Consider the following 25,966-nt stretch of genomic DNA (forward strand, 5'->3'; position numbering starts at 1 on the left):
ATAGAGCGGATTAAGAACCTGCGTACTTTTGCTTATCCCTGCCTGTCCAGTAAGCCGCGGCCAGTTCGTGCGCCTGCTGCTGGGTTTCGGCCTTGCCTAACAGTTTCAGCGCAATTGCCGCCGTGCCTATGATGGCGGCTTCGGCAAATTCGTCATCGATTTTGCCCCGCCAGATCAAAGCCAGCTGTCGCGGGTCGAGTAATTCCGGTTTGACATGGCGGTGAGTGAATAAAGCCGGCCAGTTTTCGTCCGATAATTGCCCTTCGTGGACGCTTTGTACCAGACAGTCCATGTCGGGATTACGTTCGGTCTCGCCGCCTTCGCCTTTCAACACGGCCATATGCGGTTGATTCAACAAGGCGGCGGCTTGCTGGTGAACCGGTCGGTAGCCGGGATGGAAGATGCCCTGAATACTGTAGTCGGCATTAAAAGGATTCAAAAGCCGGACCAGTGTATGAACCGGTGAGCGCAAGCCCAGTATCGGACGCAGTTCTATAATCTCATGCAGTTTCGGACAGAAATGTTCCAGCGACAGGTAACTGAAATGATTTTGCTCGATTTGTTGTGCGGCTTCGGCCATGGAATGGGCGTGCTGAATGCCTAAAAACTTGAGCACATCCTGTGTGTAGATCCTGCCGGCCGTATGGCCTTCCGCGCCATGCATGAAAACCTTGATGCCATTTTCGGCCAGTAGCAGGGCAGATAGCAGAAACCAGGGCAGATGGCGGCGTTTGCCGGCATACGAAGACCAGTCCAGATCGACGGTGGCGGCAGGGCCGACAAGATCAAATGATTCCCGGGCTGCTTGGGCAAAGCCCGCCAATTCTTCCGGCGTTTCCTCCTTAACCCGCATCAGCATCAAAAAAGCGCCCAGCTGAATCGGCTGCACTTCTTCCGCCAGAATCATTTTCATGGCCTGATAGGCTTCATCCTGCGTCAGCGGCCTTGAACCTTTCTTGCCCTTGCCGAGAATACGTATGTATTCGGCGAACGGATGTTCCGGATGCGGCGTCTGCTCGTGATGTGTCAATTTCATAAGGTTAATACCACATAATGGTCGATTAATAGGGCGGCAAACATAACCATTAAATAAATAATCGAATAGCCGAAAGTTCGCATGGCGGTTCTGTCATCTTTCCGGCGCATCATCAAAATGGCGAAATAAATAAAGCCGAGGCCTAACGGTACGGCAGTCGCCACATAGATCAGTCCGCTCATGCCAGTCAGATAAGGCAGTAACGTCACGATCAACAATAGTACGGTATAGAGCAGAATATGCAACCGGGTAAATTCCGGGCCGTGCGTAACCGGCAGCATCGGGATTTCAACTTTGGCATATTCTTCGCGGCGGGCAATGGCCAGCGCCCAGAAATGCGGTGGTGTCCAGACGAAAATGATCAAAAACAGCAGCAGCGCATAAGGATGTAATTCGCCGGTCATGGCGCACCAGCCAAGCAGGGGCGGCGCCGCACCGGCGGCGCCGCCGATCACGATGTTCTGCGGTGTCATTCTTTTCAGGTAGACGGTATAGATAATGGCATAGCCGATCAATGACAGAAAAGTCAGCACCGCCGTCAGCGGGTTGACCATGAAAATCAACAGCGCCATCGCAATTACGCCTAGGACCAGGGCGAAAATAATGACATTCCTGGAACTCAATTCGCCTTTCGGCAAGGGCCGGTTTTGCGTGCGCTTCATCTCCGCATCAGCTTTCTGATCGATGAAATGATTGATGGCCGCCGCCGAAGAGGCCGCCAGCGCGATGCCTACAGTGCTGTAAATAAGCGTGTCCAGGGGCGGCATGCCTGGCACCGCCAGCAACATGCCGACAACCGCGGTAAACACGATCAGCGCAACCACCTTCGGTTTGCACAGCTCAAGATAGTTTCGCCAGGAGAGCAGGGTAGAGTCGCTTGTCATTATTTAATAAATTCCAACTTTTTCATTATTGTATAGAATACCGTGAACTATTAATTATTGAAATAGTCGGAAGCGCTACCATTTACATAAAGAGGGAGTTATGAAGAATCGATTACTGTTTGCCATATTGTTATGCCTGCCGGTCTTTGCCAGCAGCGCCGAGACAAAGGTCTCCGAGCGGGTTTTAGGGAATGGATTAAAAGTTCTGGTCAAGGAAGACCATCGATCTCCGGTCGTGGTTTCCCAGGTCTGGTACAAAGTCGGATCCAGTTACGAGCCGGGCGGCATTACCGGCATCTCTCATATGCTTGAACATATGATGTTCAAAGGCACGGACAAGCATCCGCCCGGTGAATTCTCGCGCATCATCGCCGAAAATGGCGGCGATGAAAATGCCTTTACCGGCCAGGATTACACGGCCTATTTCCAGACCATGGAGAAATCCCGGCTGGAAGTCAGTTTTGAACTGGAAGCGGATAGAATGCGCAACCTGAATTTGCTCGATGAAGAACTGAAGAAAGAACTGCAAGTGGTAACCGAAGAACGCAGGATGCGTACCGACGACAAGCCGCGGGCCAAAATGCAGGAATACTTTATGGCCATGGCGCATACCAACAGCCCTTACAAGAACCCCGTGATCGGCTGGCCCGCCGATATCGCCAGTTACACCGTGGAGGATCTTCAGGCCTGGTACCAGCGCTGGTATGCGCCGAACAATGCGACGCTGGTCGTTGTCGGCGATGTCGAACCGAAGGCGGTCTTCAAACTGGCCGAGAAATACTTCGCCCCGCTGAAGCCCAGCGAGATCAAACCGCTGAAGCCGCGGACCGAAGTCGAACAGATCGGCGTCAGGCGGATGACGATCAAACTGCCGGCAAAACTGCCTTACATCATCATGGGCTATAAAGTACCCAGCCTGAAAACCGCGGAACAGGAGTGGGAGGCCTATGCGCTGGAAGTTCTGGCCGGCGTGCTGGATGGTGGCAATAGTGCCCGGCTGGCGTCAGAGTTGGTGCGCGGCAAGCAAATCGCGGTTTCGGCCGGCGCCGGGTATGATCTGACATCCCGGTTATCGGACCTGTTCGTACTGGAGGCGACCCCGGCCCAAGGTAAGACGGTGGAAGACCTGGAGTCGGCGTTGATGGAGGAAGTAACCAAACTGCAAAACGAATTGATCAGTAAAGAAGAACTGCAGCGCATCAAGGCGCAGGTATTGGCCAGCGACGTTTACGAGCGTGATTCGATGTTCTACCAGGCCATGCAGTTGGGCATGACCGAAACGGTCGGACTAGGTTGGCAGAAAGTGGACGAATATGTCGATAAGGTCAATCAGGTGACGGCGGAGCAGGTGCGTGAGGTCGCCCGTAAATATCTGATTAAAGACCGGCTGAATATCGCTTACCTGGAACCTCAGCCAATCAACGAAAACAAAGTCAGCCCAACAACCCAAGGAGAGCATGATGCGCGCTAGTTTGATAAGTCTCGTTTTTTTATTGTTCAGTCAGACGGTCTGGTCGGCGGCCAAGATAGAACACTGGCAAACGGCCCAGGGAAGCCGGGTTTATTATGTCCAAACCGAAGGCTTGCCGATGGCCGATATTCAGGTTGCCTTTGATGCCGGCAGCGCGCGCGACGGCGCCCAGTTGGGTATTGCGGCGCTGACATCGGCGTTACTGGATACCGGGGCCGGCGACTGGAATGCCGATGAAATCGCGCAACGTTTTGAAAGCGTCGGCGCGGTTGTAGGATCGGGCATTTCCGATGACATGGCCTGGGTATCGCTGCGCACATTGACCGATCAAAAACTATTCGATAAAGCGCTGGAAACGCTGCAGGCCATTCTAACCAGACCGGCTTTCAACGAAGCTGATTTTCAACGTGAAAAAAGCCGAACCCTGGCCGCGCTGAAACAACGCGAAGAATCACCGGCTCAAATAGCGCGTATCGCCTTTTACAAGGCTATCTACGGGGATCACCCTTATGCGCATCCCAGTGATGGAATCATTGAAACCGTGAGCGGTTTTAATGCCGATGATCTGCGCGAGTTTTACCGGAAATACTATGTGGCTGCCAACGCCATTGTCGTGATAGTCGGCGATTTGAACAGAAAGCAGGCGGAACAAACGGCGGAAAGACTGGTTGCCGATCTGCCGGCAGGACAAAAACCCGAGCCGCTGCCAGAAGTGACGATGCCGCTGAAAGCGACGCAACGGCATACCGACTTTCCTTCCTCGCAAACGCATGTGCTGGCGGGCATGCCCGGCACTTACCGCAAGGATGACGATTATTTCGACCTGTTTGTCGGCAATCATATTCTGGGCGGAGCCGTTCTGGTGTCCAGGCTTTTTAATGAAATCAGGGAAAAACGGGGGCTGGCCTACAGCGCATCCAGCTCATTCATGCCGATGTTCAGAAAGGGGCCGTTTGTAATGAGCCTGCAAACACGTAATGACCAGACCCAGGAAGCGCTGGAAGTGCTCAATAAAACTCTGCAGGACTTCATCGAGAAGGGGCCGACAGAAACCGAGCTGACGGCTGCCCAGAAAAATATCACCGGCGGTTTCGCGATGCGTTTCGATACCAACAAGGAACTGGTCAATTATGTAGCCATGATCGGTTTTTATGAGCTACCGCTGGATTATCTGGATACGTTCCAGCAAAAAGTTGAGCAGGTGACAGCCGCTTCGATCCGTGATGCGTTTAAACGCCGCATCGATCCGCAATTGCTGCAAACCGTTACGGTGGGCGGAAATCAGGCGAAAAGTGAAAAATAAGCTCAGAATCATCGGAGGAGAATGGCGTAGCCGGCAATTAAACTTCGTCGACCAACCCGGCTTAAGGCCGACACCGGCAAGAGTTCGGGAAACGCTGTTCAACTGGCTGCAAGGCGAGATCATCGGCAAACGCTGCCTGGATTTATATGCGGGCAGCGGCGCGCTGGGATTCGAGGCGGCGTCCAGGGGTGCCGCCTCGGTTATACAGGTGGAAGATAACGCCCAGGCCTGCCGCAGCTTAAAGGAGAACGCAGTCGCGCTGGCCGCCGGCCAGATCAGGATTGTGCAAATGGATGTCTTGCGCTATCTGGCCGGCGATGCCGAAGCATTCGATATCGTGTTCATGGATCCGCCGTTCGCCAAGGGGCTGGCGGTACAAACCTGTCAGTGGCTGGAGGAAAAAGGCTGGCTGTCAGCCCATGCCAAAATCTATGTCGAAACGGAGCGCAAGCTCGATCTTACCGGCATGCCGGCTAACTGGCAGTGCCTGAAAAGCAAAGCCGCGGGCGAGGTCGGCTATCATTTATTCGAACGATTAGGCTGATTTATTTTTTCAAGGCATGATCTTGATATAAAATGGGCAGTTTTTTACAGCTGTCATATGAATATTACCGCGATCTATCCCGGCACATTCGATCCCATCACCAACGGCCATCTGGATCTAATTGCCAGGGCCTCCAAGCTTTATGGCAAAATCATCGTCGCAGTCGCCGTCAACCGCGGCAAATCGCCGTTGTTTTCGATTGAAGAGCGCGTCGCGCTGGCGCAAGGCGTGACGACCGAATATGCGAATGTCGAGGTGATCGGGTTTGACAATCTATTGGTCGAATGCGCCAAACAGCAGGGTGCGCATGTGATTTTAAGAGGCTTGCGCGCGGTTTCCGACTTCGAATATGAATTTCAGCTGGCCGGCATGAACCGGCGTCTGGCGCCGGATCTTGAAACGGTTTTTTTAACACCGGCCGAACAATATGAATTTATTTCTTCAAGCATGATCAGAGAGATCGCGCAGCTGAAAGGCGATGTGTCGAGTTTTGTCCCTGAACTTGTGTTACAACATTTAATTGGGAAGTTTAGTTAGGAGTAAGTATGTCCCTTATTATTAGTGATGAATGCATCAATTGCGATGTCTGTGAACCCGAGTGCCCAAACGGCGCTATTTCCCAGGGCGAGGACATCTACGTCATCAATCCTGAAATGTGCACCGAATGCGTAGGCCATCACGATGTGCCGCAATGCATAGAGGTGTGTCCGGTCGACTGCATCGACAAAGATCCCAAGCATGTCGAGGATAAAGACAGTCTGTACCAGAAATATTTAAAACTGACACAATAAGATTCGTATCCATCGCGAAGATCACGCTGTTTTATCGGCGTGATCTTCACCTCTTAAAAACCAGTCTAGGCTGTCCGCAGTCGTCCCTGTCGGCTTGTATTCGGCGCCTACCCAGCCCCGATAGCCCGAATTTTCAATCGCCGAAAAAATCGGTTCAAAATCGATCCCTCCAGTGCCGGGCTGAGCCCGTCCGGGACAGTCGGCGAACTGGATATGGCCAATTTTGCCCGCATGCTCGGCAATAAATCCGGCCGGCTCTTCGCCCATCATCCGCATGTGATAAATGTCGTACTGCATGAGCAGGTCGGGGCGGTTCAGTTCATCCAGCACAGCCAGCATCTGCGCACTGCTATGGATAATAAAGCCGGGCATGTCGTGCGTGTTGATCGCTTCAAAAACCGTTTTGATGCCCAACGGTGCAAAGGCATCGGCGGCAAAACACAGATTTTCCCTAAAGGTTTGCAGATACTCCGACAACCGGCTTTGATTAAGGCAGCGCCCCGGCAGCACATTGATCGCGACCGGCTTCAGCACCTTGGCATAAGCGAGCGTTTGCGCGATCGCCTGCCGGAACCGAGTCTGTTTTTCCGGCACGCAGGCCAGTCCTTCGCCACCCTGTAACAGATCATCGGCATCGACATTGAACAGCACCAGCTTTTGTCCGGCCTCAGTCAGCGCCTTTTGCAGCGTTTCTGCCTCCAGCCCATACGGAAACTGGATCTCGACGGCGGAAAAGCCTTGTTGTCTGGCCGCCTCAAAGCGATCGACCAGTTCGGCTTCGGTAAACAACAGGCTCAGGTTGGCGGTAAAGTTAAGCATCGGCTTTGTCGAACAGCTTGATTAACGTGGACGGGTCCTGCTCAAGAAAACCCTGCCGCCCATGCAATTGCATCAGTTGCGCGGCCAGGGCCGACATCGGCACGGCATTGCCTTGCCGGGTCGAGACGTCGACCGCCATGTTCAGGTCTTTCAGCAACGTTTTGACGCGCCATTTAACGGGCTCAAACGTCCCGGCCGCCATTTCCGGGCCGACGATCTGCAACGGTTTGGAGTCGGCAAAGCCGCCGGCCAGCGCGGCCGGGATTTTTTCGGCGTCGACGCCGGCCTGTTTCGCCAGCGCCATCATTTCGGCGATGACCATGACATTGCAGCTGACGATCATCTGATTGCATATTTTGGTCATCTGGCCGCTGCCGACATCGCCCATATGCGTCAACTGCTGACACAGCGGCGCCAGCACATAATGCGCAATTTCAATATTTTCAGCGCTGCCGCCGGCCATGATTGCGAGATTGCCTTGCTGGGCGCCGGCGACACCGCCCGAGACTGGCGCATCGACCCAACCCATGCCGCAGGTTTCATGCACTGCCGCAGCCAGCTGCCGTGTCGTTTCGGGATGAATGCTGGACAGGTCTATCAGTAATTTGCCGGCCGAACCGCTGGCCAGAATAGCGTTGTTAACAACGGATTCGACCGCGGCCGTATCGGCCAGGCACAGGATGATGACATCGGAGGCCTGGACCAGGTCAGCGATTGTGTCCTGGGCCAGTGCGCCGGCTTCGGTGACCGGGACCAGCTTCTCGGGGCTGCGGTTCCAGACGTTGACCTTAAAGCCGGCATCGAGCAGACGTAAAGTCATCGGCTTGCCCATCAAGCCGATACCGATAAAGCCGAGCGTATATTTTTTATCTGACATAGAGAAATAAGCTTTTTATCAGGCAGGTGTTGGTAACCAGCAGAATTTATAAGGACAGACAAAAAAGCGGGTGCAATAACTGGATTGCACCCGCTTTCACCATTGCTGGGTTTTCTTATTGGCCAATGGATTGACGCATATGCACCATCGCTTCTTCGGCATGTTTGGTACCTACATCGGCATGACCTTTCTTGGCATGCTCTATGGATTCTTTTAAATGTTTAACCGCTTCGGTCATATGTTTATGGGCTTCGGCGTGTTCTTTTTCCGCGGCTTCAGCGTGCTTCAAACCTTCTTCGGCATGCTTGAGCAGCTGGTCCGGATGACCATCCTGTCCATGCGCGGTTGCCATTGCGGAATGTTCCAGCGCTTGCGCTGTATGATGTTCCGTCGCATTGGATTGAGCGCTCAGGCAAAGAGCAAAAGCGCCAACTAAAACAGTAGTATATTTCAATTTCATAACAGCAGATCCTTGTATGTTTATGTTTAGAATTATTACTGCCTCATTTTGATTAAAAAATTAAGGCACCTTAATGTATAACACACATGGTAGTTACGGCACAATATGAGCAAACGCGCATTCAGTCGATGCAATGAAGACAGACCGTCCAGTCGTCGGGTTTCGAAGGGCCATGGACTAAGCTGATTTATTACTGTGACCTGGGGATGCCCTGTGGTTTAATCAAAAAAATAAGTCATTTCATTCATCAATTACAATTCGATCAGGGGAAAAGATGTTAAAAAACAGTTGTGCAACGTTGGTTTTAATGGCGGTTTTTTGGGGAAAGCAGGTTTATGCCGACGGCAAGGCCGCCATTGCCAGTGCACACCCTTTGGCAACCGAGGCCGGTTTTGAAATTCTTAACCAGGGGGGCAATGTGTTCGATGCGGCAGTCGCGGTCAGTGCCGCGCTGGCCGTGGTCGAGCCGTCCGGTTCGGGGTTGGGGGGCGGCGGTTTCTGGTTGTTGCACAGAGCCGATGACGGCTTTGAGACAATGATAGACGGGCGCGAAAAAGCGCCGCTGGCGGCCCATCGCGACATGTTTCTCGATAACAGCGGCAAAGTGATATCGCGATTATCGGTCGACGGCGCACTGGCGGCCGCCATACCCGGCATGCCGGCGGCGCTGGCGCATCTGTCGGAAAAATACGGGCGCCTGCCGCTGGCGCAAAGCCTGGCACCGGCAATTCGCTACGCGCGCGATGGCTTTGCCATCGGCGAGAGACACCGCAAGTTGCTCAAATTCAGAATCGAGGTAATGAAAAAAGACCCGGAAGCGGCCCGGTTGTTTCTCGATAACGGCGCTGTGCCGGCCTATAAATCGATGTTGCGCCAGCCTGATCTGGCTAATACTTTGAGCCGTCTGGCCGAAGACGGCCGGGAGGGGTTCTACGACGGTGAGGTAGCCGAAAAACTGGTAGGCAGCGTCAGAAAGGCCGGCGGTATCTGGACATTGCAGGATCTGGCCGATTTTCAAGTGGTCGAGCGGGAGCCGGTCAGAGGCTGGTATCGCGGCATAAAAATCACCGGCGCGGCGCCGCCTTCAGCGGGCGGGATCGGGTTGATCGAGGCCTTGAACATTCTGTCCGGCTATGATTTGAAGCAGGTGGACAGCGTCACGCGCAAGCATTTGATAGCCGAGGCCATGCGCCGGGCTTATCATGACCGGGCCCTGTATCTGGGTGATGCGGATTTTGTCGACATGCCCATCCGGCGCTTACTGAACGAAGATTACGCGGCCGGATTAAGAAGCAGCCTGCGCCCCGATAAGGCACTGCCGAGCGCGATGCTGTCCGGGCATATGGCGGAGGCGCCTGATGGCCCGCATACCACACATTTTTCCATCATCGATGCCGAAGGCAACCGCGTTGCGGCCACGCTCAGCGTTAATTTCCCGTTCGGCGCCGGAATGGTTGCGGCCGGCACCGGCGTGGTGCTGAATGATGAAATGGACGATTTCGTCAGTCTGCCGGGCGCCATGAACGTGTATGGGCTGGTCGGCGGCCTGGCTAATGCCATCGCGCCGGGCAAACGCATGCTGTCCAGCATGACGCCGGTGTTCCTGGAGGACGGGCGGCGCATCGCCGTGCTCGGCACGCCGGGCGGCAGCCGCATTATCTCGATGGTGTTGCTGGGCGCGTTGGATTTTGCCGACGGCAATGGCCCGGATTCGTGGGTTCGCGTGCCGCGCTTTCATCACCAGTTTATTCCCGACGTGATTCAATACGAAAAAGAGGCCATGACCGCCGATGAGATCAAGAGCCTGTCGGAGCGTGGCCATCAGTTGGAGGAAGCGCGTTATCGCTACGGCAATATGCAGGCCGTGATGCAGGATAAAACCACGCATACGCTGACGGCGGCCAGCGATCCGCGCGGTGAGGGGCGTGCCAGTGTTTTCAGTTTGAGATAGCCGGCATGTCGAATACGGACACTGTCGATATTTGGCAGGGACTTATTTCCACGGATGAGCGGTACTATCAGTGCTATCTCCCTTTATTGGATGAGGCCGAGCAGGCGCATGCCGATAGTATAAAAAACCCTGCCGTACATCGACGCTATGTCGAAGTGCATGGGCGCACAAGGCTGTTGCTGGCGGATTATCTGCGTGAAAATCCGGCAACTGTCCGGATCGGCAAGGGCGAGCACGGCAAGCCTTATCTGATCGATTATCCGCAACTGGCATTCAATCTGTCCCATTCAGGTCCGTATCTGGTCGTGGCTCTGGGCTGGAATTGTCAATTGGGCATCGATATCGAAATCTGTAAAGACAGGCCCAGTTTGACCGATCTGGTTCACAAATGCCTGGCCGATGAAGAAGCGGCTTATTGGCATGCATTGCCCGAAGCCATGAAGACACGCGAATTTTACCGTTTCTGGACCCGCAAGGAAGCGTTTGTCAAGGCGACAGGGCGGGGACTGGGGCTGGGCTTGAGTAGGTGCGTCATTAATCCCGTGCATCCGGTAGCGTTTTTAAGCCTGCCTGAGGAATATGGCCCCGTTTCGGCATGGCGTGTGCGTGATATTGACCTGGGACAGGATCGCTGCGCCGCCCTGGTGGCAAACAATAAAGACCTGACCCATATCAGAATCAGAGATCTGGCCGTATAACATGCGCCGTATTGTCTGGCTGTCTATGCTCTTGTTAAGCGCTTGTGCGACGCCCTCCGAGCGTTTTGCCGGTGTGGCACGCGGCCTGGGGTTTGATGAGCTGACGATCAGAACCGAACGGTTCGCGCATCGCATCTATAGCCATGCCGGTGTCGGTGAAGGTGCGGCAAATAAAACCTTGCATGTTTATCTGGACGGCGACGGCACTCCCTGGCTTCAAAAGCGCTGGATCGCGGAGGACCCGACAGCGCGCAATCCGATGATTCTGAAACTGATGGCGCAGGATAGCGCGCCCTCCATCCTGTTGGGCCGGCCCTGTTATCACGGTTTTAGCCAGACGGATGCCTGCTCCAATAAATTCTGGACCTCGCACCGCTATGCAAGACCGGTCGTTGCAAGCATGGCGGCGGCCTTGAATCGCTGGCTTGAAACCTCCGGTTTTACCGAAGTCGTACTGATCGGCTACAGCGGCGGCGGCACGCTGGCTGTGCTGATTGCGCCTTATGTTGAGAAGGTCAAGGCCGTCGTGACGGTGGCGGCCAATCTCGATATCAAGGCCTGGAGCGAATTCCACGGTTATCTGCCGATCAGCGATTCGTTAAATCCGGCAGTCGAGCCCGCGCTGTCGCCGGACATCCGTCAATTCCATCTGGCCGGTGGCAAGGATGATAATGTGCCGCCGTTTATCAGCGCAGCATTCGTCAAAGCCCGCAATGGCGCGCAAGTCATCGTCTATGACGATTTTAATCATCAGTGCTGCTGGGTTGAGGCGTGGCCTGCAATCCTGAACAAAATTTCAGCTGGCAGCAGGGCGTTTATCGCAGACGGTTTCCGCTGACGGCGTCATAAATAGCCGTTTCCTGTTGCAGGCCGCCTATGGGGCCTTGCAGGATGAAAATGCCGCTGCCTGAAAAAGCCCGCACCAGCTTGCGGGCCTGTCTGATGGCAGGTTTGGTACTGGCATTGGCACTGGTCGAGACAATGGGGCCGCCATGGCAGGCGCACAGCCGGCGGGCAATCGGATGGGCGGTGACCCGGACCGCCAGCGAATCATGCGCTCCGGTCAGCCAGGCGGGCACCCAGGGTTGGATCGGAACTACCCAGGTGACAGGGCCCGGCCAGGTCGGTGCGATGCGATCGAGCATCGCCTGATCCAAGGCCAGATAGGGTTGCAGTTGCGCTAATGAGGAAGCGATAAGGATCAGGCCTTTGTCGACAGGGCGCTGTTTTATGGCGAGCAAGGACAGGACCGCGCTTTCGTTGAGCGGATCGCAGCCCAGGCCGTAAACCGCTTCCGTCGGGTAGGCGATGACCTCTCCGGCTTTGATGTGGCGGACGGCGTTTCTGATTTTAAAGTCGGAGTGATAAGGCATGGGAATTGGCGGCAGGTCGGGTTTTGCCGAGCGTCAACTCAGCCTGGCTCTCGGCGTCTTATCATTATGGTTTGCCTTCCTTAGGCCCCTCGGCATCGGCCGGATCGCCTTCATAAGGCGTTGCATATTTACAATCTTTTTGCGGACAGACTTTTTCCGCGCCGTGCCGTTTCGTGACTTTGACGGTCAGAATCGGCCAATTGCATTCGGGGCAGCTTTCCGCGATCGGCGCGTTCCATAAGGCGTAATCGCATTTCGGGTATTCCGAGCAGGAATAGAATACCTTGTTGTTTTTGGATTTGCGTTTAAGGATGTTGCCTTTTTTGCATTTAGGGCATTCAACGCCCGTGTCCAAAGGCTTTTCCAACGGTTCGATATGGCGGCATTTGGGATAGCCGCTGCAACCGATGAATTTGCCATAGCGGCCCGATTTGATCACCAGCGGCAGGCCGCATTTAGGGCAGGTACGGCCTTCTATGACTTCAGGCTCGTCAGGTGCCTTGTCGTCATTCAGATTGCGTGTATAAGAACAGGTCGGATAGTTCGTGCAACCGATAAACCGGCCGTTCCGGCCCAGCCGGATCGACAGGGGACTGCCGCATTCGGGGCATTTCTCGTCGATGGCCTCCTGCGTGACGTCTTTGCGCTGGACGCTTTCCTCTTTCTCATGAATGAGCGTGTTGAAGGGATCCCAGAAGGCATGCATCAAAGGAATCCAGTCTTTTTCGCCGCGCGACACGGCATCGAGATCATCTTCCAGCCGGGCCGTAAAGTCATAATCGACGTACTTGGTGAAATGTTCGGTCAGAAACTTGTTGACGATACGGCCGACATCGGTCGGATGGAAACGTTTGTTTTCCAGCGTGACGTACTCGCGGTTTTGCAGCGTCGAAATGATCGAAGCATAGGTCGACGGCCGGCCGATGCCATGCTCTTCCAGCGCCTTGACCAGGCTGGCCTCGCCATAGCGCGGCGGCGGCTCGGTAAAGTGTTGCGCGGCGATGATATCGTTTAGCGGCACGGGGCGGCCTTCTTCCAGCGGCGGCAGGTAGCTTTCCTGGTCATCGCCTTCGGTTGTGTCGTCCATGCCCTCCAGATAAACGGACATGAAGCCGGGGCTGGCGATCGTGGAGCCGGTTGCCCTGAAAATGTGCTGGCCGTCGCCGCAGCTCAAATCGACCGCGACCATGTTGATGGTCGCATGGATCATCTGGCAGGCGATGGTGCGTTTCCAGATCAGGTCGTAGAGTTTGTACTGTTCGGCGCTTAAATAGTTTTTTATCTGATTGGGCAGATGGCGCGCGGAGGTCGGGCGTATGGCTTCGTGCGCTTCCTGCGCGTTTTTCGATTTGGTCTTGAACTGGCGCGGTTCCTTGGGCACGTTATTGGCACCGTAATTTTCCGCGATCAGCGCGCGAATCTCATCGACCGCTTCCAGCGACAGATTCACCGAGTCGGTACGCATGTAAGTGATCAGGCCGGCCGTTTCGCCGCCGATATCAATGCCTTCATAGAGCTGTTGCGCGACCATCATGGTACGCTTGGTCGTGAATCCCAGTTTGCGGGCCGCTTCCTGTTGCAGCGTCGAGGTGATGAAGGGCGGTGCCGGGTTGCGTTTGCGCTGCTTCTTTTCCAGCTTGGCAACCAGCAATTGTCCGTCCGCCGCACCGAGCAGCGCCTGTTTGACTTGTTCGGCACGCGTTTCGTTATCGATGCTGAACTGGCTCAGCTTTTCGCCGGCAAAATGCGTCAATTTGGCCTTGAAGGCCTGCTCGTGCGCGGTCAGCAGGGCGTCAACGGTCCAATATTCACGCGATTTGAAGGCTTCGATTTCCTGCTCGCGCTCGACGATCATGCGTAAGGCCGGGCTTTGCACGCGGCCCGCCGATAAGCCGCGGCGGATTTTCTTCCACAGCAGCGGCGACAGCTTAAAGCCGACCAGATAATCAAGCGCGCGGCGGGCCTGCTGGGCATTGATCAGGTTGGTGGCCAGCTGCTCGGGATGGGCGATGGCGTCGGTAACGGCCTTTTTAGTGATTTCATGAAAAACGACCCGGTGCACCGGCTTGTCTTTCAGCAGTTTTTTGTCTTTCAGCAGCTCGAGCAAATGCCAGGAGATCGCTTCTCCTTCCCGGTCCGGGTCGGTCGCAAGATATAAGGCATCGGCGGTTTTAAGGGCTTTACTGATGGCCTGGACATGGCGTAGATTGCGCTCGATGACTTCGTATTTCATGGCGAAGTCGTGGCTGGGGTCGACGGCGCCTTCCTTGGGGACGAGGTCCCTTACATGCCCATACGAGGCGAGTACCTGGAAATCTTTACCTAAATATTTTTCGATGGTTTTGGCTTTTGCAGGCGATTCTACAATGACAAGATTTTTACTCATTTAATAATAATGCGAGCGGGTCAGTGTTAATGTAAATAAGTCGGGACGAGATCATAGACGATATCCTCCATTCTGGAGAAGGCCAGTTCTTCATCCGGTTGACTTAACAATATCATCAACACTATCCATTTCAGTTTTTCCAGCGATATTTCTTCATTTTCCAGTGCCATGGCTCGGTCAATGACTATCTCGCGATTAGTCGAATTCAAAATGCCGTTATGTTCCAGAAACATGAGCAGATTGCGGCATTCCAGGTCGAGCTTTTCCTGTTCCTCGCTGCAGAAGATACGGAAAGCGGGCGAGGTGGTCGATTGAATGGCGCGCTGGAGACTGAGCGATTCAAGCCAGTCGAACGCTTTGTTAACCTCGACCTGTTCGAAACCCGCTTCCATTAATTCGGTTCTGATGATATCGCTGTCCGGAAGAATTTCGATCTCATCTTCCATATAGTTTTCAAATAAGTACATCAGGACATCAAAAATATTTTCTTTCATAGGTATGTGCTGTTTATTTTATGCGTGTATAGCAACCACCAGCAGTCGCCTCTATATAACCTTGCAGTTCCAAAACCAGTAGCATTGATGAAATGACTTCAACGGAGTGCCCGGTATTTTCAACCAGCATATCGATAGAAGTTGGGCTGAACATGACGAGATTCAATAATGTTTGCTGCTCCAGGTCAAGTGTTGTTTGCATGGGTGCCGGTGTCGAGTGGTCATCTTGTTGATTGTATTGATGTAATTCTTCCAGAATATCCTGCGTGGTTTCGACAAGTTTTGCCCCCTCGCGGATCAGCGCATTGCAGCCCCGGGCCAGCGGATTGTGAATGGAGCCTGGAATGGCAAACACCTCGCGGTTCTGCTCCAGCGCCATTCTGGCCGTGATCAATGAACCGCTTTGTCTGGCCGCTTCCACGACCAACAGTCCCTGGCATAACCCGCTGATGATGCGGTTACGCCGGGGAAAATGGTCGGCCTTGGCCAAAGTGCCCGGCGGGAACTCTGAAACCATGGCGCCGGTTTTGACGATTTCGGTTGCTAAATCCTTATGCCTGGCCGGATAGACGCGATCCAGCCCGGTGCCTGCTACAGCAATAGTAAAACCATATGCATCAAGTGCGCCGCGGTGACTGGCGGCGTCGATGCCCAAAGCCAGGCCGCTGGTAATGATAAAGCCGTGCCGGCTCAGCGTTCTGGCAAAGCCTCTGGCTGTTTCCAGCCCTGAAACGGAGGGATTGCGGCTGCCGACCATGGCGATCTGCGGCAGTGATAAAAGCTCGGGGTTGCCACGCACAAACAGGATAGGCGGCGGATCGGCGATTTCCTTTAAGGAAGCGGGGTAGCGTGCGTCATCCAGGGTAATGGCATGGCTATCGGCTTGTTCCAGCCATGCCAGGTCGTAGTCGATAGCCGTCCAGTCCGGATTTCTTATGGACTCGATAATGGCGTTTTTTAACCCTAAAGCCGCAAGTGTCGATGAGGATTCCGCAAACAGCTGCTCGGGCTTATGCGTTTTGAGCAGCTTTAGAAATGTTCTGCAGCCAACGCCTGGCGTGCGCAAAAGCGCAAGCCAGTATTTGATAGCATTGTCAGTTTGGCAAGTAGGCGTATTCAGGGGGTTTGGACTTTATCTAGAACATGAATGTTACGTGTGGCCCTCATGACCAGCGCATAACTGATGCGCTCAAAAGGACGGAAAACCATGAGTGTGCCGGCAATCTCATCGGGCAGTTTAACGGCGTCGTTTTGGATGGCGCTGAACGGATCCAGAGTAATTCTGCCTTTTTGATAGATATCCAGTTCGTGACCGGGCAGAAGACCGTCAGCCGTCCCCTTGTCAATCACCACAACGTTATAGCGTCCAATTTGAGACACACCGTCGAGCACGCTGATAATGCTGCCTTTTATACTGTCTTCGGGCGGCCGGGGAAAATAGGTTAAGGTAAGTTCCTCTTCTGGATTGGACATCAGCCGGTCACCCATGCGAATCTCGCTGGCCACTTTATTGATTAATAGCGTAGCAGGATCGCCTTCTTGCTGCAAGGTGGCATCGGCGATGTATTTCGCTTCATAACCTAAAAGCTCGCCTGTTTCGGGGCTTATATAAACATCTCCTTTTCTGTAAACGGTATATGACAGCGTTTCAGGCTCCGGGATCGCGCGAACATAAAGCCTGTCGCCGGTGCCCGCCAGTAAATGCTCGCCGGCGAAATCAACGACGTAAGGCGCCTCAACCAGTTCTTTTTCGCTGACCACCCGTGGAGAGGTTAAAAATGGGGCTATGACATCCATCGGTAATAATTTGATCGCCTGTTCCTGATCGGTTTCGCGAATGCAGGGCGCCAGTTTTCCATTGCCGGAAACCGCAAAGTCCCGGCGTCCGTTTTTAATCGCCTGTTCTTGCAATACGCACGGTGATTGTTGTTGCGTACCGAAATCACTTGGTCTGGACAGGCTGAGCTGTGGTCTGCCGTTGACCATGGAAAAATAAACCGTGTCACCAGGATAAATCAAATGCGGATTCTGGATCTGGGAGTTGTAACTCCACAGCTCGGGCCATTGCCAGGGATGCGCCAAAAATTTACCGGATATATCCCATAACGTATCCCCCTTGACCACCGTGTATTGGTCAGGGTGAGACGGGTTTATTTTTATCTCGTCGGCCCATGCGCTCAGGCTGATGGAGAGAGTGACTATACATCCAAAAAGTGTTCGAAAAGCCATATTGATTCCTGAAAGGTCTTTTAAGTCGGTCTGAATCCAAAGTTTAGATGAATTCATATAGAAATCTAGGCAAAACCTAAGCTGTTGATTTTTTTAAGACGCCTGATTCCGCTTTCAATGTGTTTATTGAGCCTCGAAAGTGTGCCGAGCGGCCAGTTTTAGGGATAGGGGCTTTGTAATGATGATTAAGGGACTGTGCGATTGCGGAGGGCATCATCAGGCCGCCTTATCATTTCCAGGGTAGGTTACAGGTATGTATCAGGACGCGTCACAGGCCCGACTAGTAGTCAGTCAATTTAATTATGGCGGGTAAATTGTAGGTACGAATTTATTCGCACTATTCACACTCTATGAATACTCTGCAAATTTTACTCGTCAGATCAAGACTGACTAAGCACTAGTGCCATCATGCAGTTTCCGTTAAAGCCCTAATGCCGGGCGGCATGGTTCATGCAATTATCGCCTTCGACGGGGAGCAAAGGCATTTCTGAACAGGTATTAAGGAACGTGAATTTTATAACGCTCGTAGCTGACGGGGCTTTTCGCCCCCTCTTCAGCGTTGCCTACAGGGATGTAGGCAAGGGGCGTGAGCACGACTGCATGAGCCCCATGGATGGGGTGAATGCAGAGAAATGACGGGATCATTTCCTGTTCATGCAGTCGTTGAACAGGAACAGAAATCCTGCCTCACGCGGGTCCTGTTTCATTCCCGTTCCTAAGTTAACAAGGGTTCGGTTTCCTTGGCCGGCAGATAGCGGCCGGACTCAAAGGACCAGTCCAGGTTGCCGCGCATCCAGGCGCGCATGACGGCTATGAATCTATTTACGTCGCGGTCGAGATCGGCACCGAAACTGGGCAGGGATTTTTCCAAGGCGATAAATTGGCGTACTTCGTTTTCAATCAGCCTGGACACTTGATCAATGGCCTCTTGAAGATCAATGGCCTGATGGTGATGGAAAATCAAGGCCAGATTGTGCATGTCTTGGTGATTGAATTCCTTTTGCAGTGAAATAATATCATTGGACCAGCAGACCACATTATTGGTCATCACCGCAAGCTCCATGATGCGGGGGTGCTTTCGGACCGCCAGGGGCAGGGTGATGCCTTCTGTCAGATCGATTAAATCGATATCCGTATAAAGCCCGCCCGTATAGGGACGCATCAATATATAAGTCGAGGCATCGGGCCAGAGACTTTGAGACCTGTTTCGGGCTTCCCAGACGGTGGATTCGAAATACTCAGCCGCACTCTGAACAAAGCGTGTCCGCCATGACAATGGCATTATTGCACTGATGCGCGCATGGATATCATGTAATGCATAAACCAGCGCCGCTTCCTCGCTGCCGGGATTGCGGCCGGAAAGTATTTCCAGGCATCTGGCATGCAAGGCCGCGAGTTGTTCCGGATTCTTGCCCAGGCCCCATTCATCGCATTGATCATCGATGATAAATAGCCAGGTGTTCCAATCCGAAATGATTTCAAGCCGATCCTGTGGCGCATTCGGATAGGCGCGCGCGGCCAACCATCCGAATTTGGACGCCCGCAGACGTTTAAATGCCTTGTCGTTGGTCACCAGATCAAATTGCCGCACCCAGTCGAGAGTATGTCTGTGTATCGATTCTGCATGGGGACTGATGGCAGAAGGAAAAGGACAATAAATACTGGGAATAGTGAAATTTTGCATCATAAAATATCCATAGTTATGGTGATTCTTAAAGGTTGGTCAGTAAACAGCCGCGGTTGCGGATCGCTGATGCTGTGTGCTTAACCATGGGTACAGTCAGGTAGCGCTTTTACCAAGGAGGCGCTGCAGTCCTTGCGGGGATGGCTGATATAGAACCCTTGGATCAGGTCCACCCCCATATCCCTGAGTAGTGCGAGTGTCTCGCCATCTTCAACCCCTTCGCCGACAATCTTCTTGCCATAGGCATGGATCATCGACGTAATCGCCCGGACAAAGTCTCGGTCCCCTTTGTCGGTGACAATATCCTTTATCAGCGATCGGTCAATCTTTACATAATCCACCGGCAGGTGCTTCAGGTAATACAGTGAGCTGAAACCCGAGCCAAAATCGTCAACCGCGAACCGAAACCCTAGAGAGGTTACTGCATCGGTAATTTGCCGGGCTTTTTCCATATCGGTGATCACAGCGGTTTCGGTGATTTCGAAAATCAGCCGGTCAGGCGCCAAGTGTTGGTGGTTAACTGCCTGGGCCAGCATCTCCGTCCAGCCCGAATGGTTTAACGCGGCGGTCGAAAGGTTGATGGACAGGCGTTTTTTTGAATCGCTTAAGAGTATTTTCAGGGTGGCCCGGACTACATAACAGTCTATGTCATAATTGAATCCGGCTCGTTCAGCGGACGGAAGGAACTCGTCCGGCAAGGCAATTCTTCCATCCGCCATTTTCAACCGAAGCAACGCTTCGTGGTGCACGGTTTTTCCCGTTGCAGCCTCTACCACCGGCTGGTAATAAAAAAACAAGTGTTCATTTGCCATGGCCTGGATGAGAACATCCTTCCAATAGACATTTTGCGTGAGCATTTGCAATTGTTTCTGATCATCCGCAAAAATGCGGGCACAGGAACGCCCCGCTCTTTTGGCTTCAAACATGGCCAAATCGGCATTGGCGATGACTTCCTGAATATTTGTGCCGTGTTGGGGTAATAAGGCAATGCCGATACTGGCGCCTATCCTGTAGCGCTTGTCGCCGAAAACAAATGGCGTGCTCGTGAGGCGTTTGTTCAGATGTATGGCAAAAGTTTCGGCGCCGTAACTATCCGTTTGCGGCATCAACATGGCAAATTCGTCGCCTCCCAGTCGGGCGATGATGTCCGAGCTGCGCGCTCTGGTCCGCAATTCATCGGCGACCATGCAGAGCAATGCGTCGCCGGCGGCATGGCCGCTGGTATCATTGACTTCCTTGAAGTGGTCCAGATCGAAAACCAAAAGCGCCGCTGTGTCTCCGGTACGCACGGTTTCCTCATAAGCGCGCGTCAAATCCTCGATAAATCGATGCCGGTTGGCTAGGGAAGTCAGCGGGTCATGATTGGCCAGCCAGCGCATACGGGTCTCCGCCTGCACCCGCTCGCTGACATCCAGGCCGACGGAAAGGACCACGGTGCCGTCGATATATTCTTGATGTAGAAGGGTATGCACCCAGACGATGCGGCGTCTTTTCCTATCCTTGCAGACCAGTTCGTGTTCATGTTCCATCCTTCGCAGACCATTGTTGCAGAGCGCTTCCAGCTTCTTGAGCACTTCCTGCTTTGCATCATCATCGGCAATTAAATCGACAAAGGGCCGGCCATACAGTTGCTGGGGAGTGTACCCGGTAAGCATGGCGGCGAAGTGATTTCCGTCCCGGATAATGCCGTGCCGTGTCTGGGTCACGACCAGAACTTGTGCTGAAGCCAGAAGGCCCTGGATAAAGTCGCGTTCTTTGGCGAGCTCACTGTTTTTTGCGGCTAAAGCGAGGCTGTTTTCCTCAAGCTGATGAGACAGGGTAATGGCGCTGTCATATAAAAAATCGATTTCATCGCGGAATCGTGCTTTTCTTCGATGGCTGGAAAAACGGTTCCGAGCCTGATCATAGGCACCCTGCGCGAGAAGCGGCAGGGTCTGGGTCAGTTTGCCCAGACGCCACAGGGGCACTCTTATCAGATAAAGCAGAATCAATTCTGCGGCCAGGATGCTGGCTATCGCGATCAACATGTCATCATGAAGCGCCGTTCTAATATCATTCAGACGTTGGCTCACATCAGAAATCAGAACCACGAAGCCGGATTGGTCGGGTATGATTTCATTCAATAGCACCCGATTTACGTCATAGTGCGCGTTATTCCATGTGACTAATCGACCGTGATCCAATTCCGAGGGATTGGGATAGAGCGTGGAAAGATGTTGCAGCAGGGCGGTGAGTCTGGTGGCATCGGTCAGTGCCGCCATCTTTACGTCCCACTGAGGCAACTCGGATCCGACATTGGCATTGGCCGGGACCGCCAAGGCGATATCCGTGCCGGTAATCAAATGGAAGTCGATAACGAAATCCGCAATCGATTGCCCGAGCGCGACAACGCCGACATTTTCGCCTGAAGACAGAATTGGCACGAATGCATAGATCAGGCATGTGGGCTGGCAGTATAGCAGCGATAACGGCCTTTCTTCTTTTCTGACTGTCTTGATCGCGCGCCGGACATATTCATCAGGCAGCTTTTCGGCTCCCGACTGGACCCAGCTGCCTACAAGATTCGCATCGATGGTATAGAGTTCAATCTGCCGTAAATCCAGCTCATATCTGAGACTGGCATAGTCAGCGACTGCCGCGGCAATATGTTTGGGGTTGCGTCGGTAAAGCGCGTCTCCCAGATTGGCGACCGAGGCCAATGCCCCTCCAAGGCGGATGAGCCGGTCAGAGTTACCGGTGAATAACCCCCGGATATGATGGCGCAGAGAAGTCACTTCGGCCTGGCGTTGGGCCCGGAATTGGGAGACCAGGGAGTAATAATTCAGAGCGTAAAACGCCGTGCTCAGACTTAACAGAAGAATGCTTAACCATAGAAAGCTCTTCCACTGAAGGCCGATAAACCGTCGATTGCTTGACTCAGGTTCTGTTCCGTGCATGGCTGTAGATTGGCCGGTTTTCCTTATATTAAAAGCGGTAGGAAATCATCATGGTTAACATATCCCAGCGTTCCGGACCGTTTTTCTGCATTAAGCCGGGATTATCGACCGGCGATAGCAACGCGGTGCCCCAAACCGAATGATATTCCGCGGCCATGAGCCAGTTGCGCTGAAATTCCCAGCGAAGGCCGGCGGTTAGATCGCGGGCATAGAAGTTGTGCTTGGGCAGGCCGGTTATTGCCGCATTGTACCGGCCGCTCCTGTCATTGACATCGGCTGTAAAGCTGTCGAAACGCAGCAGGGCTGACCAGTCGGATTTAAACCGGTACTGGGCCTGAACATAAAAGTTTTCCGAGGTATTCTCCAACACTGCTCCGTTTGGTGTAAAGCCACTGCGTTTGCTGGTGATGCGGCCATATTCTCCGGTGAAGCTCCACGACTCCAGGTTCAGCTGCGCCGAAGCGAGCGGGTAAAAGGTTTGGATGTTTCCGGATGACACGCCGGGCGTGGTGGATTTGAAGTCGCGGTCAAGATCCACGGCGCTGAACATCAGACGGAAGCGTCCTTCCTGCCATTCATAGCCCATGCGTCCCACGAGCAAGGGGCGGCCTTCAAATTCTCCGCGCACATTCGGGATGCCGGCCAGGAATTCAGCCGCTCCGCCGGTATTATCCAGGGGCTCGGAAACCAGGAACTCAGTCGTCAACGCATGGTCTCCGGCGGCATAGCGGCCATAGAGAATTCCGCCGTCCGAAGCAATCATGGCCTGGCGCAACGCCAATGAGTCCAGATAAACCGATTGGGGCAAGAGCACTACAGGTCGGGTCCAGACGACGTCCCGAGCTTCATTATATAAGCCGAATGGATTTTTGACGCGGCCTGCTCGAATGCCCAGGGTTGCCCGTTCGCCTAGCGGAATATGGTAGTCCAGGTTGGCAAAATCCAGACGAAAGTCTTCTCGGTCCGAGCCGCCGGTATTTCGATAAAGCCCTTGAGCCGCCAGCAGGAGGTTGGGCTGAATATGTCCCGAGAAGTTGACGCCGATTTCGGTAAAGTCGAGACTTCCGTCGCCTCGGCTATTGCCAAAGAAGTTATAGTCGGAAGTCAACGTATAGCCTTGGCTCACAAAACCATGCGCCTGCCAGTCACCGACGCCAAGTTCCAGTGCGGACGCGTATTGCGGGAACCCAAATAGCAGGGTTATAACACCGATTACGATTTCGCGGCAACGTAAGGCTGTGCTTTGAATAGACAAGTATAGTCTCCTATTTTTCGATATAACCGATAGCACCGGGCGTCTCCTTGATAAGTGTTTTCATTTGTTCGAGAGATTCCACCACCGAAGGGGGCGTTCCGGTTCCCGAGTAGATCATCCGGTCCCAAGCGGAGCGTAATTGATACGGGTAAACGCCTAATACCTCCTTGGAAAAACGGATGTGCATGGGATGTTGGTCAGGCAGTACAAAGGCTCTGAGAGGGGAACCATCGCGCCATCGAGTTTGACGCCCGAAAAATATTTCCCGTAGCTCATCACGGGTGAGTTGGGTATCTTGATGGGTCATGCTGTAAGGGACGATAGCTGGATTCGCGGCATAGGCCGAGCCCGACCATGGCATGAGCACCGCTGCGAAGGTAAACCATGCTGCCAGATATGTCAGCGCACGATAACAGCTCTGTGGCCGATGCTTGAAAATTGAGAATAGCCGGATATTTAGCATTTTATAAATAGTTAAGACTGGCTCGAATTCCATTTTGGCGGATGGATTTCACAGTGGCTGGCAAAGTTGATCATTCGATGTCCCGATTGATTGGATGGAGGGTGCCGATTCCAGCGATATGTGCAGAGCGAATCCAGGCCGGCGCCATGTAAGCGATAGGGATCTGGCGCAGGTGCGGGTTTCGATGTCGGCTGGACTTGGGATGCATGCGGACTGATTAAACCTCATGGGAAACAGCAGCTTTTGATCAGGGATGATTTTTGGCAGTATTTGCCAGGCAAGCGGTCTTGCCGGAGGTAAATATTGAGTGGCCATGACGGGGTTTTTATCTCCACTTCATGCCTTTGCAGGCTGTGTCTTAGCATTTAGCGTAAGCTCTTATAATTATTATCCAGTGTAAGCAATTTACACTGTTTCTTGTAATTCTAGCTCAGCTTGATGCTTTGTTGAAATATAGTTTGATGTGCGCTGTAAATGAACCGACGGCCGGACGCTGTGTGCTTGTTTGTCTATAAGGTCATTAATAGATTAAGGCCGTCAGTTATTTTCAAATTGAACTTGATAAGCCTTTATTTCCTCTAAGAAGAATTTTCGGCTATCAGTCAATAAGATAGCTTATTCCGGAAGTGATCTTGTAGGGCTGTTGTCAGGCGCAATCAAGCGCGTGTAAAGTGGCGGGTTTCTGCTTCATATAGCTGATGCTGTTCCGACCTTACAAATCTTCTAAACTGCAACAGGGTATGCAGCCCCATGGGGAGCCAAGAGGAATCTATAAGGTTCGCCGGTAATCAATGGATAAAAAAGGGCGTTTTGATTCTATGTAAAATCATATAGAATTCCAGCGTTAAATTATTATAGTGTGGAGAGTTTGTTGAGTATTTTAACTATCCTCGAGTTTCCGGATGAGCGGCTACGCAAGAAAGCCGTCGCTGTCAAAACGGTCGACGATCAGATCAAAAAAATAGTCGATGATATGCTTGAGACGATGTATGAGTCACATGGCGTGGGTCTGGCCGCTACCCAGGTGAACGTGCATCAGCGGATTGTCGTTATTGATGTCAGTGAAGAAAAGAATCAGCCGCTATTTCTCATTAATCCAGAAATTATTGAAAAAGATGGCGTAGAGGAGTCCGAAGAAGGCTGCCTTTCCGTGCCCGGCTTTTTTGAAAAAGTAAAACGGGCCGAGCATATCCGGGTAAGAGCCTTGAACCGGGACGGTCAGCAGTTTGAGTTTGAAGCCAGGGATTTGCTGGCCGTATGCGTACAGCATGAACTGGATCACTTGGATGGCAAACTGTTTGTCGATTATATTTCGCCGCTAAAGCGGCAGCGCATCAAGAAAAAGCTTGAGAAAATACATAAAATGGAACTTAGCTGATCATGAAGATTATTTTTGCCGGTACGCCCGAGTTTGCCGTGCCAACCCTGCAGATGCTGTTGGACTCGGAGCATGAGGTTTGCGCCGTTTATACGCAGCCCGACCGTCCCGCCGGCAGAGGACGCAAATTGCACCCGAGCCCTGTCAAGGAGCTGGCCCTAAAAGCCGGTGTTCCGGTTTTTCAGCCGAATACACTGAAGACTGACGAGGATTTGCGCCAAATTACCTCATTTAACGCCGATCTTATGGTTGTTGTCGCCTATGGCGTGATTTTAACGCAAGCTGTGCTCGATGTGCCGCACCTGGGTTGCATCAATGTGCATGGTTCATTGCTGCCGCGCTGGCGCGGGGCGGCGCCTATTCAGCGTGCCATTATGGCGGGCGATGAAAAGACCGGCGTGACGATCATGCGGATGGTGCGAAAACTCGATGCCGGCGATATGCTGCATAAGGAAGAATGCCTGATCGGTCCTGGCGATACGGCCAGCGATTTGCATGACAAGCTGGCGCAGTTGGGCGCAGTCGGCCTGGCTAAAGTGCTGGAGCAGATAAAGAGCGGGACCGTGCGCGCGGAAAAGCAGGATGAAGCCCTGGTGACGTATGCCGAAAAACTGGAAAAAAGCGAGGCGGTCCTGGACTGGACGCAACCGGCCGAGCACTTGGCCAGGAAGGTCCGAGGCTTGAATGCCTGGCCGGTCGCGCAGACCCTTTACCGGGGTGAAGTGTTGCGTATCTGGCGGGCCGAAGCCATCAATGCCGATACCGCCGGCGCAGAGCCAGGCCGCGTGCGTTGCGTCAATAAGACGCTGGATGTCGTTACCGGCAAAGGCGTGCTGCGGTTGCATGAAGTGCAGTTGCCGGGCGGGAAGCGCATGGACGTTCAGGCTTTCCTGAATGCCCATGATGTCGATGCATTGAAGTTAGGTTGATCGCC

At 53.2% G+C, this 25,966-nt stretch carries 24 protein-coding genes; 10 read left to right on the forward strand and 14 right to left on the reverse strand.

Going from position 1 to position 25,966, the window contains the following annotated elements:
* Nucleotides 1–10: 10 nt before the first annotated feature.
* Together EK22_RS04175 and cyoE are read right to left on the reverse strand one after the other, a co-directional pair.
* Nucleotides 11–1,036: a glycosyl transferase family protein gene (locus EK22_RS04175; protein ID WP_036248403.1), complete on the reverse strand. Its 1,026-nt coding sequence runs from the start codon at nucleotides 1,034–1,036 to the stop codon at nucleotides 11–13.
* The gene (cyoE, locus tag EK22_RS04180) at nucleotides 1,033–1,920 is read right to left on the reverse strand and encodes a heme o synthase (RefSeq protein ID WP_027147260.1); all 888 of its coding nucleotides are present in this window, start codon (nucleotides 1,918–1,920) and stop codon (nucleotides 1,033–1,035) included. The genes EK22_RS04175 and cyoE overlap by 4 nt, the downstream gene beginning before the upstream one ends.
* 100 nt (nucleotides 1,921–2,020) lie before the next feature.
* Between cyoE and EK22_RS04185 the strand changes: the two genes are divergently transcribed.
* The 5 genes from EK22_RS04185 to EK22_RS23505 are packed head-to-tail and all read left to right on the forward strand — an operon-like array spanning nucleotide 2,021 to nucleotide 6,029.
* Entirely contained in the window at nucleotides 2,021–3,391 is a 1,371-nt protein-coding gene (locus EK22_RS04185; protein WP_020159268.1) for a M16 family metallopeptidase, read from the forward strand.
* Nucleotides 3,381–4,694 carry a M16 family metallopeptidase gene (locus EK22_RS04190; protein ID WP_036248609.1) on the forward strand — a complete coding sequence of 438 codons (1,314 nt, stop codon included), beginning with the start codon at nucleotides 3,381–3,383 and terminating at the stop codon, nucleotides 4,692–4,694. The genes EK22_RS04185 and EK22_RS04190 overlap by 11 nt, the downstream gene beginning before the upstream one ends.
* Nucleotides 4,684–5,238, forward strand: a complete 555-nt coding sequence (gene rsmD / locus EK22_RS04195) for a 16S rRNA (guanine(966)-N(2))-methyltransferase RsmD (protein WP_020159270.1) — start codon at nucleotides 4,684–4,686, stop codon at nucleotides 5,236–5,238. The genes EK22_RS04190 and rsmD overlap by 11 nt, the downstream gene beginning before the upstream one ends.
* Before the next feature lie 57 nt (nucleotides 5,239–5,295).
* Nucleotides 5,296–5,775 (forward strand): pantetheine-phosphate adenylyltransferase, encoded by a 480-nt coding sequence (coaD, locus tag EK22_RS04200; protein WP_020159271.1) that lies wholly within the window; start codon nucleotides 5,296–5,298, stop codon nucleotides 5,773–5,775.
* An 8-nt stretch (nucleotides 5,776–5,783) separates the two neighbouring features.
* Complete coding sequence (locus EK22_RS23505; RefSeq protein ID WP_081917760.1) at nucleotides 5,784–6,029, forward strand: YfhL family 4Fe-4S dicluster ferredoxin; 246 nt, start codon at nucleotides 5,784–5,786, stop codon at nucleotides 6,027–6,029.
* Nucleotides 6,030–6,050: 21 nt separating this feature from the next.
* Here the strand turns inward: EK22_RS23505 and EK22_RS04210 are convergent, their stop codons facing one another.
* The 3 genes from EK22_RS04210 to smbP form a co-directional block, all read right to left on the reverse strand.
* Nucleotides 6,051–6,848, reverse strand: a complete 798-nt coding sequence (locus EK22_RS04210) for a hydroxypyruvate isomerase family protein (protein WP_020159273.1) — start codon at nucleotides 6,846–6,848, stop codon at nucleotides 6,051–6,053.
* Nucleotides 6,841–7,725: an NAD(P)-dependent oxidoreductase gene (locus EK22_RS04215; RefSeq protein ID WP_020159274.1), complete on the reverse strand. Its 885-nt coding sequence runs from the start codon at nucleotides 7,723–7,725 to the stop codon at nucleotides 6,841–6,843. Before EK22_RS04215 ends, EK22_RS04210 begins: the two co-directional genes overlap by 8 nt.
* Before the next feature lie 115 nt (nucleotides 7,726–7,840).
* Complete coding sequence (gene smbP / locus EK22_RS04220) at nucleotides 7,841–8,185, reverse strand: small metal-binding protein SmbP (RefSeq protein ID WP_020159275.1); 345 nt, start codon at nucleotides 8,183–8,185, stop codon at nucleotides 7,841–7,843.
* Nucleotides 8,186–8,459: 274 nt separating this feature from the next.
* Between smbP and ggt the strand changes: the two genes are divergently transcribed.
* The 3 genes from ggt to EK22_RS04235 are packed head-to-tail and all read left to right on the forward strand — an operon-like array spanning nucleotide 8,460 to nucleotide 11,672.
* Nucleotides 8,460–10,136, forward strand: a complete 1,677-nt coding sequence (ggt, locus tag EK22_RS04225; RefSeq protein WP_051961667.1) for a gamma-glutamyltransferase — start codon at nucleotides 8,460–8,462, stop codon at nucleotides 10,134–10,136.
* A 5-nt stretch (nucleotides 10,137–10,141) separates the two neighbouring features.
* Complete coding sequence (locus EK22_RS04230; protein ID WP_036248409.1) at nucleotides 10,142–10,834, forward strand: 4'-phosphopantetheinyl transferase family protein; 693 nt, start codon at nucleotides 10,142–10,144, stop codon at nucleotides 10,832–10,834.
* A 1-nt stretch (nucleotide 10,835) separates the two neighbouring features.
* On the forward strand, nucleotides 10,836–11,672 hold the full coding sequence (locus EK22_RS04235; protein WP_036248412.1) for an alpha/beta fold hydrolase: 837 nt from the start codon (nucleotides 10,836–10,838) through the stop codon (nucleotides 11,670–11,672).
* Here the strand turns inward: EK22_RS04235 and EK22_RS04240 are convergent.
* The 9 genes from EK22_RS04240 to EK22_RS04285 form a co-directional block, all read right to left on the reverse strand.
* Nucleotides 11,650–12,207, reverse strand: a complete 558-nt coding sequence (locus EK22_RS04240) for an L-threonylcarbamoyladenylate synthase type 1 TsaC (RefSeq protein WP_020159279.1) — start codon at nucleotides 12,205–12,207, stop codon at nucleotides 11,650–11,652. The two genes, EK22_RS04235 and EK22_RS04240, sit on opposite strands and share 23 nt — an antisense overlap.
* A 64-nt stretch (nucleotides 12,208–12,271) precedes the next feature.
* The gene (gene topA, locus EK22_RS04245; RefSeq protein WP_036248415.1) at nucleotides 12,272–14,593 is read right to left on the reverse strand and encodes a type I DNA topoisomerase; all 2,322 of its coding nucleotides are present in this window, start codon (nucleotides 14,591–14,593) and stop codon (nucleotides 12,272–12,274) included.
* Between the two features lie 26 nt (nucleotides 14,594–14,619).
* On the reverse strand, nucleotides 14,620–15,087 hold the full coding sequence (locus EK22_RS04250) for a Smg family protein (protein ID WP_020159281.1): 468 nt from the start codon (nucleotides 15,085–15,087) through the stop codon (nucleotides 14,620–14,622).
* A 13-nt stretch (nucleotides 15,088–15,100) separates the two neighbouring features.
* Complete coding sequence (gene dprA / locus EK22_RS04255; RefSeq protein ID WP_020159282.1) at nucleotides 15,101–16,153, reverse strand: DNA-processing protein DprA; 1,053 nt, start codon at nucleotides 16,151–16,153, stop codon at nucleotides 15,101–15,103.
* A gap of 50 nt (nucleotides 16,154–16,203) precedes the next feature.
* The gene (locus tag EK22_RS04260) at nucleotides 16,204–17,316 is read right to left on the reverse strand and encodes a LysM peptidoglycan-binding domain-containing protein (RefSeq protein WP_027147262.1); all 1,113 of its coding nucleotides are present in this window, start codon (nucleotides 17,314–17,316) and stop codon (nucleotides 16,204–16,206) included.
* Between the two features lie 715 nt (nucleotides 17,317–18,031).
* Nucleotides 18,032–19,003 (reverse strand): terpene synthase family protein, encoded by a 972-nt coding sequence (locus EK22_RS04270; protein ID WP_051961668.1) that lies wholly within the window; start codon nucleotides 19,001–19,003, stop codon nucleotides 18,032–18,034.
* A 77-nt stretch (nucleotides 19,004–19,080) separates the two neighbouring features.
* On the reverse strand, nucleotides 19,081–21,936 hold the full coding sequence (locus EK22_RS04275; RefSeq protein ID WP_081917761.1) for a bifunctional diguanylate cyclase/phosphodiesterase: 2,856 nt from the start codon (nucleotides 21,934–21,936) through the stop codon (nucleotides 19,081–19,083).
* 28 nt (nucleotides 21,937–21,964) lie between these two features.
* Entirely contained in the window at nucleotides 21,965–23,191 is a 1,227-nt protein-coding gene (locus tag EK22_RS04280) for a hypothetical protein (RefSeq protein ID WP_051961670.1), read from the reverse strand.
* 10 nt (nucleotides 23,192–23,201) lie between these two features.
* Nucleotides 23,202–23,687: a hypothetical protein gene (locus tag EK22_RS04285; protein WP_020159288.1), complete on the reverse strand. Its 486-nt coding sequence runs from the start codon at nucleotides 23,685–23,687 to the stop codon at nucleotides 23,202–23,204.
* 838 nt (nucleotides 23,688–24,525) lie between these two features.
* On the opposite strand from EK22_RS04285, the gene def reads away from it, so the two are divergent.
* Together def and fmt are read left to right on the forward strand one after the other, a co-directional pair.
* Entirely contained in the window at nucleotides 24,526–25,032 is a 507-nt protein-coding gene (def, locus tag EK22_RS04290; protein WP_020159289.1) for a peptide deformylase, read from the forward strand.
* Nucleotides 25,033–25,034: 2 nt separating this feature from the next.
* Nucleotides 25,035–25,961, forward strand: a complete 927-nt coding sequence (gene fmt / locus EK22_RS04295) for a methionyl-tRNA formyltransferase (protein ID WP_036248418.1) — start codon at nucleotides 25,035–25,037, stop codon at nucleotides 25,959–25,961.
* Nucleotides 25,962–25,966: the final 5 nt, after the last annotated feature.

Origin of the sequence: Methylobacter sp. BBA5.1 (assembly GCF_000746145.1) — a bacterium.
Lineage (GTDB): Bacteria > Pseudomonadota > Gammaproteobacteria > Methylococcales > Methylomonadaceae > Methylobacter > Methylobacter marinus.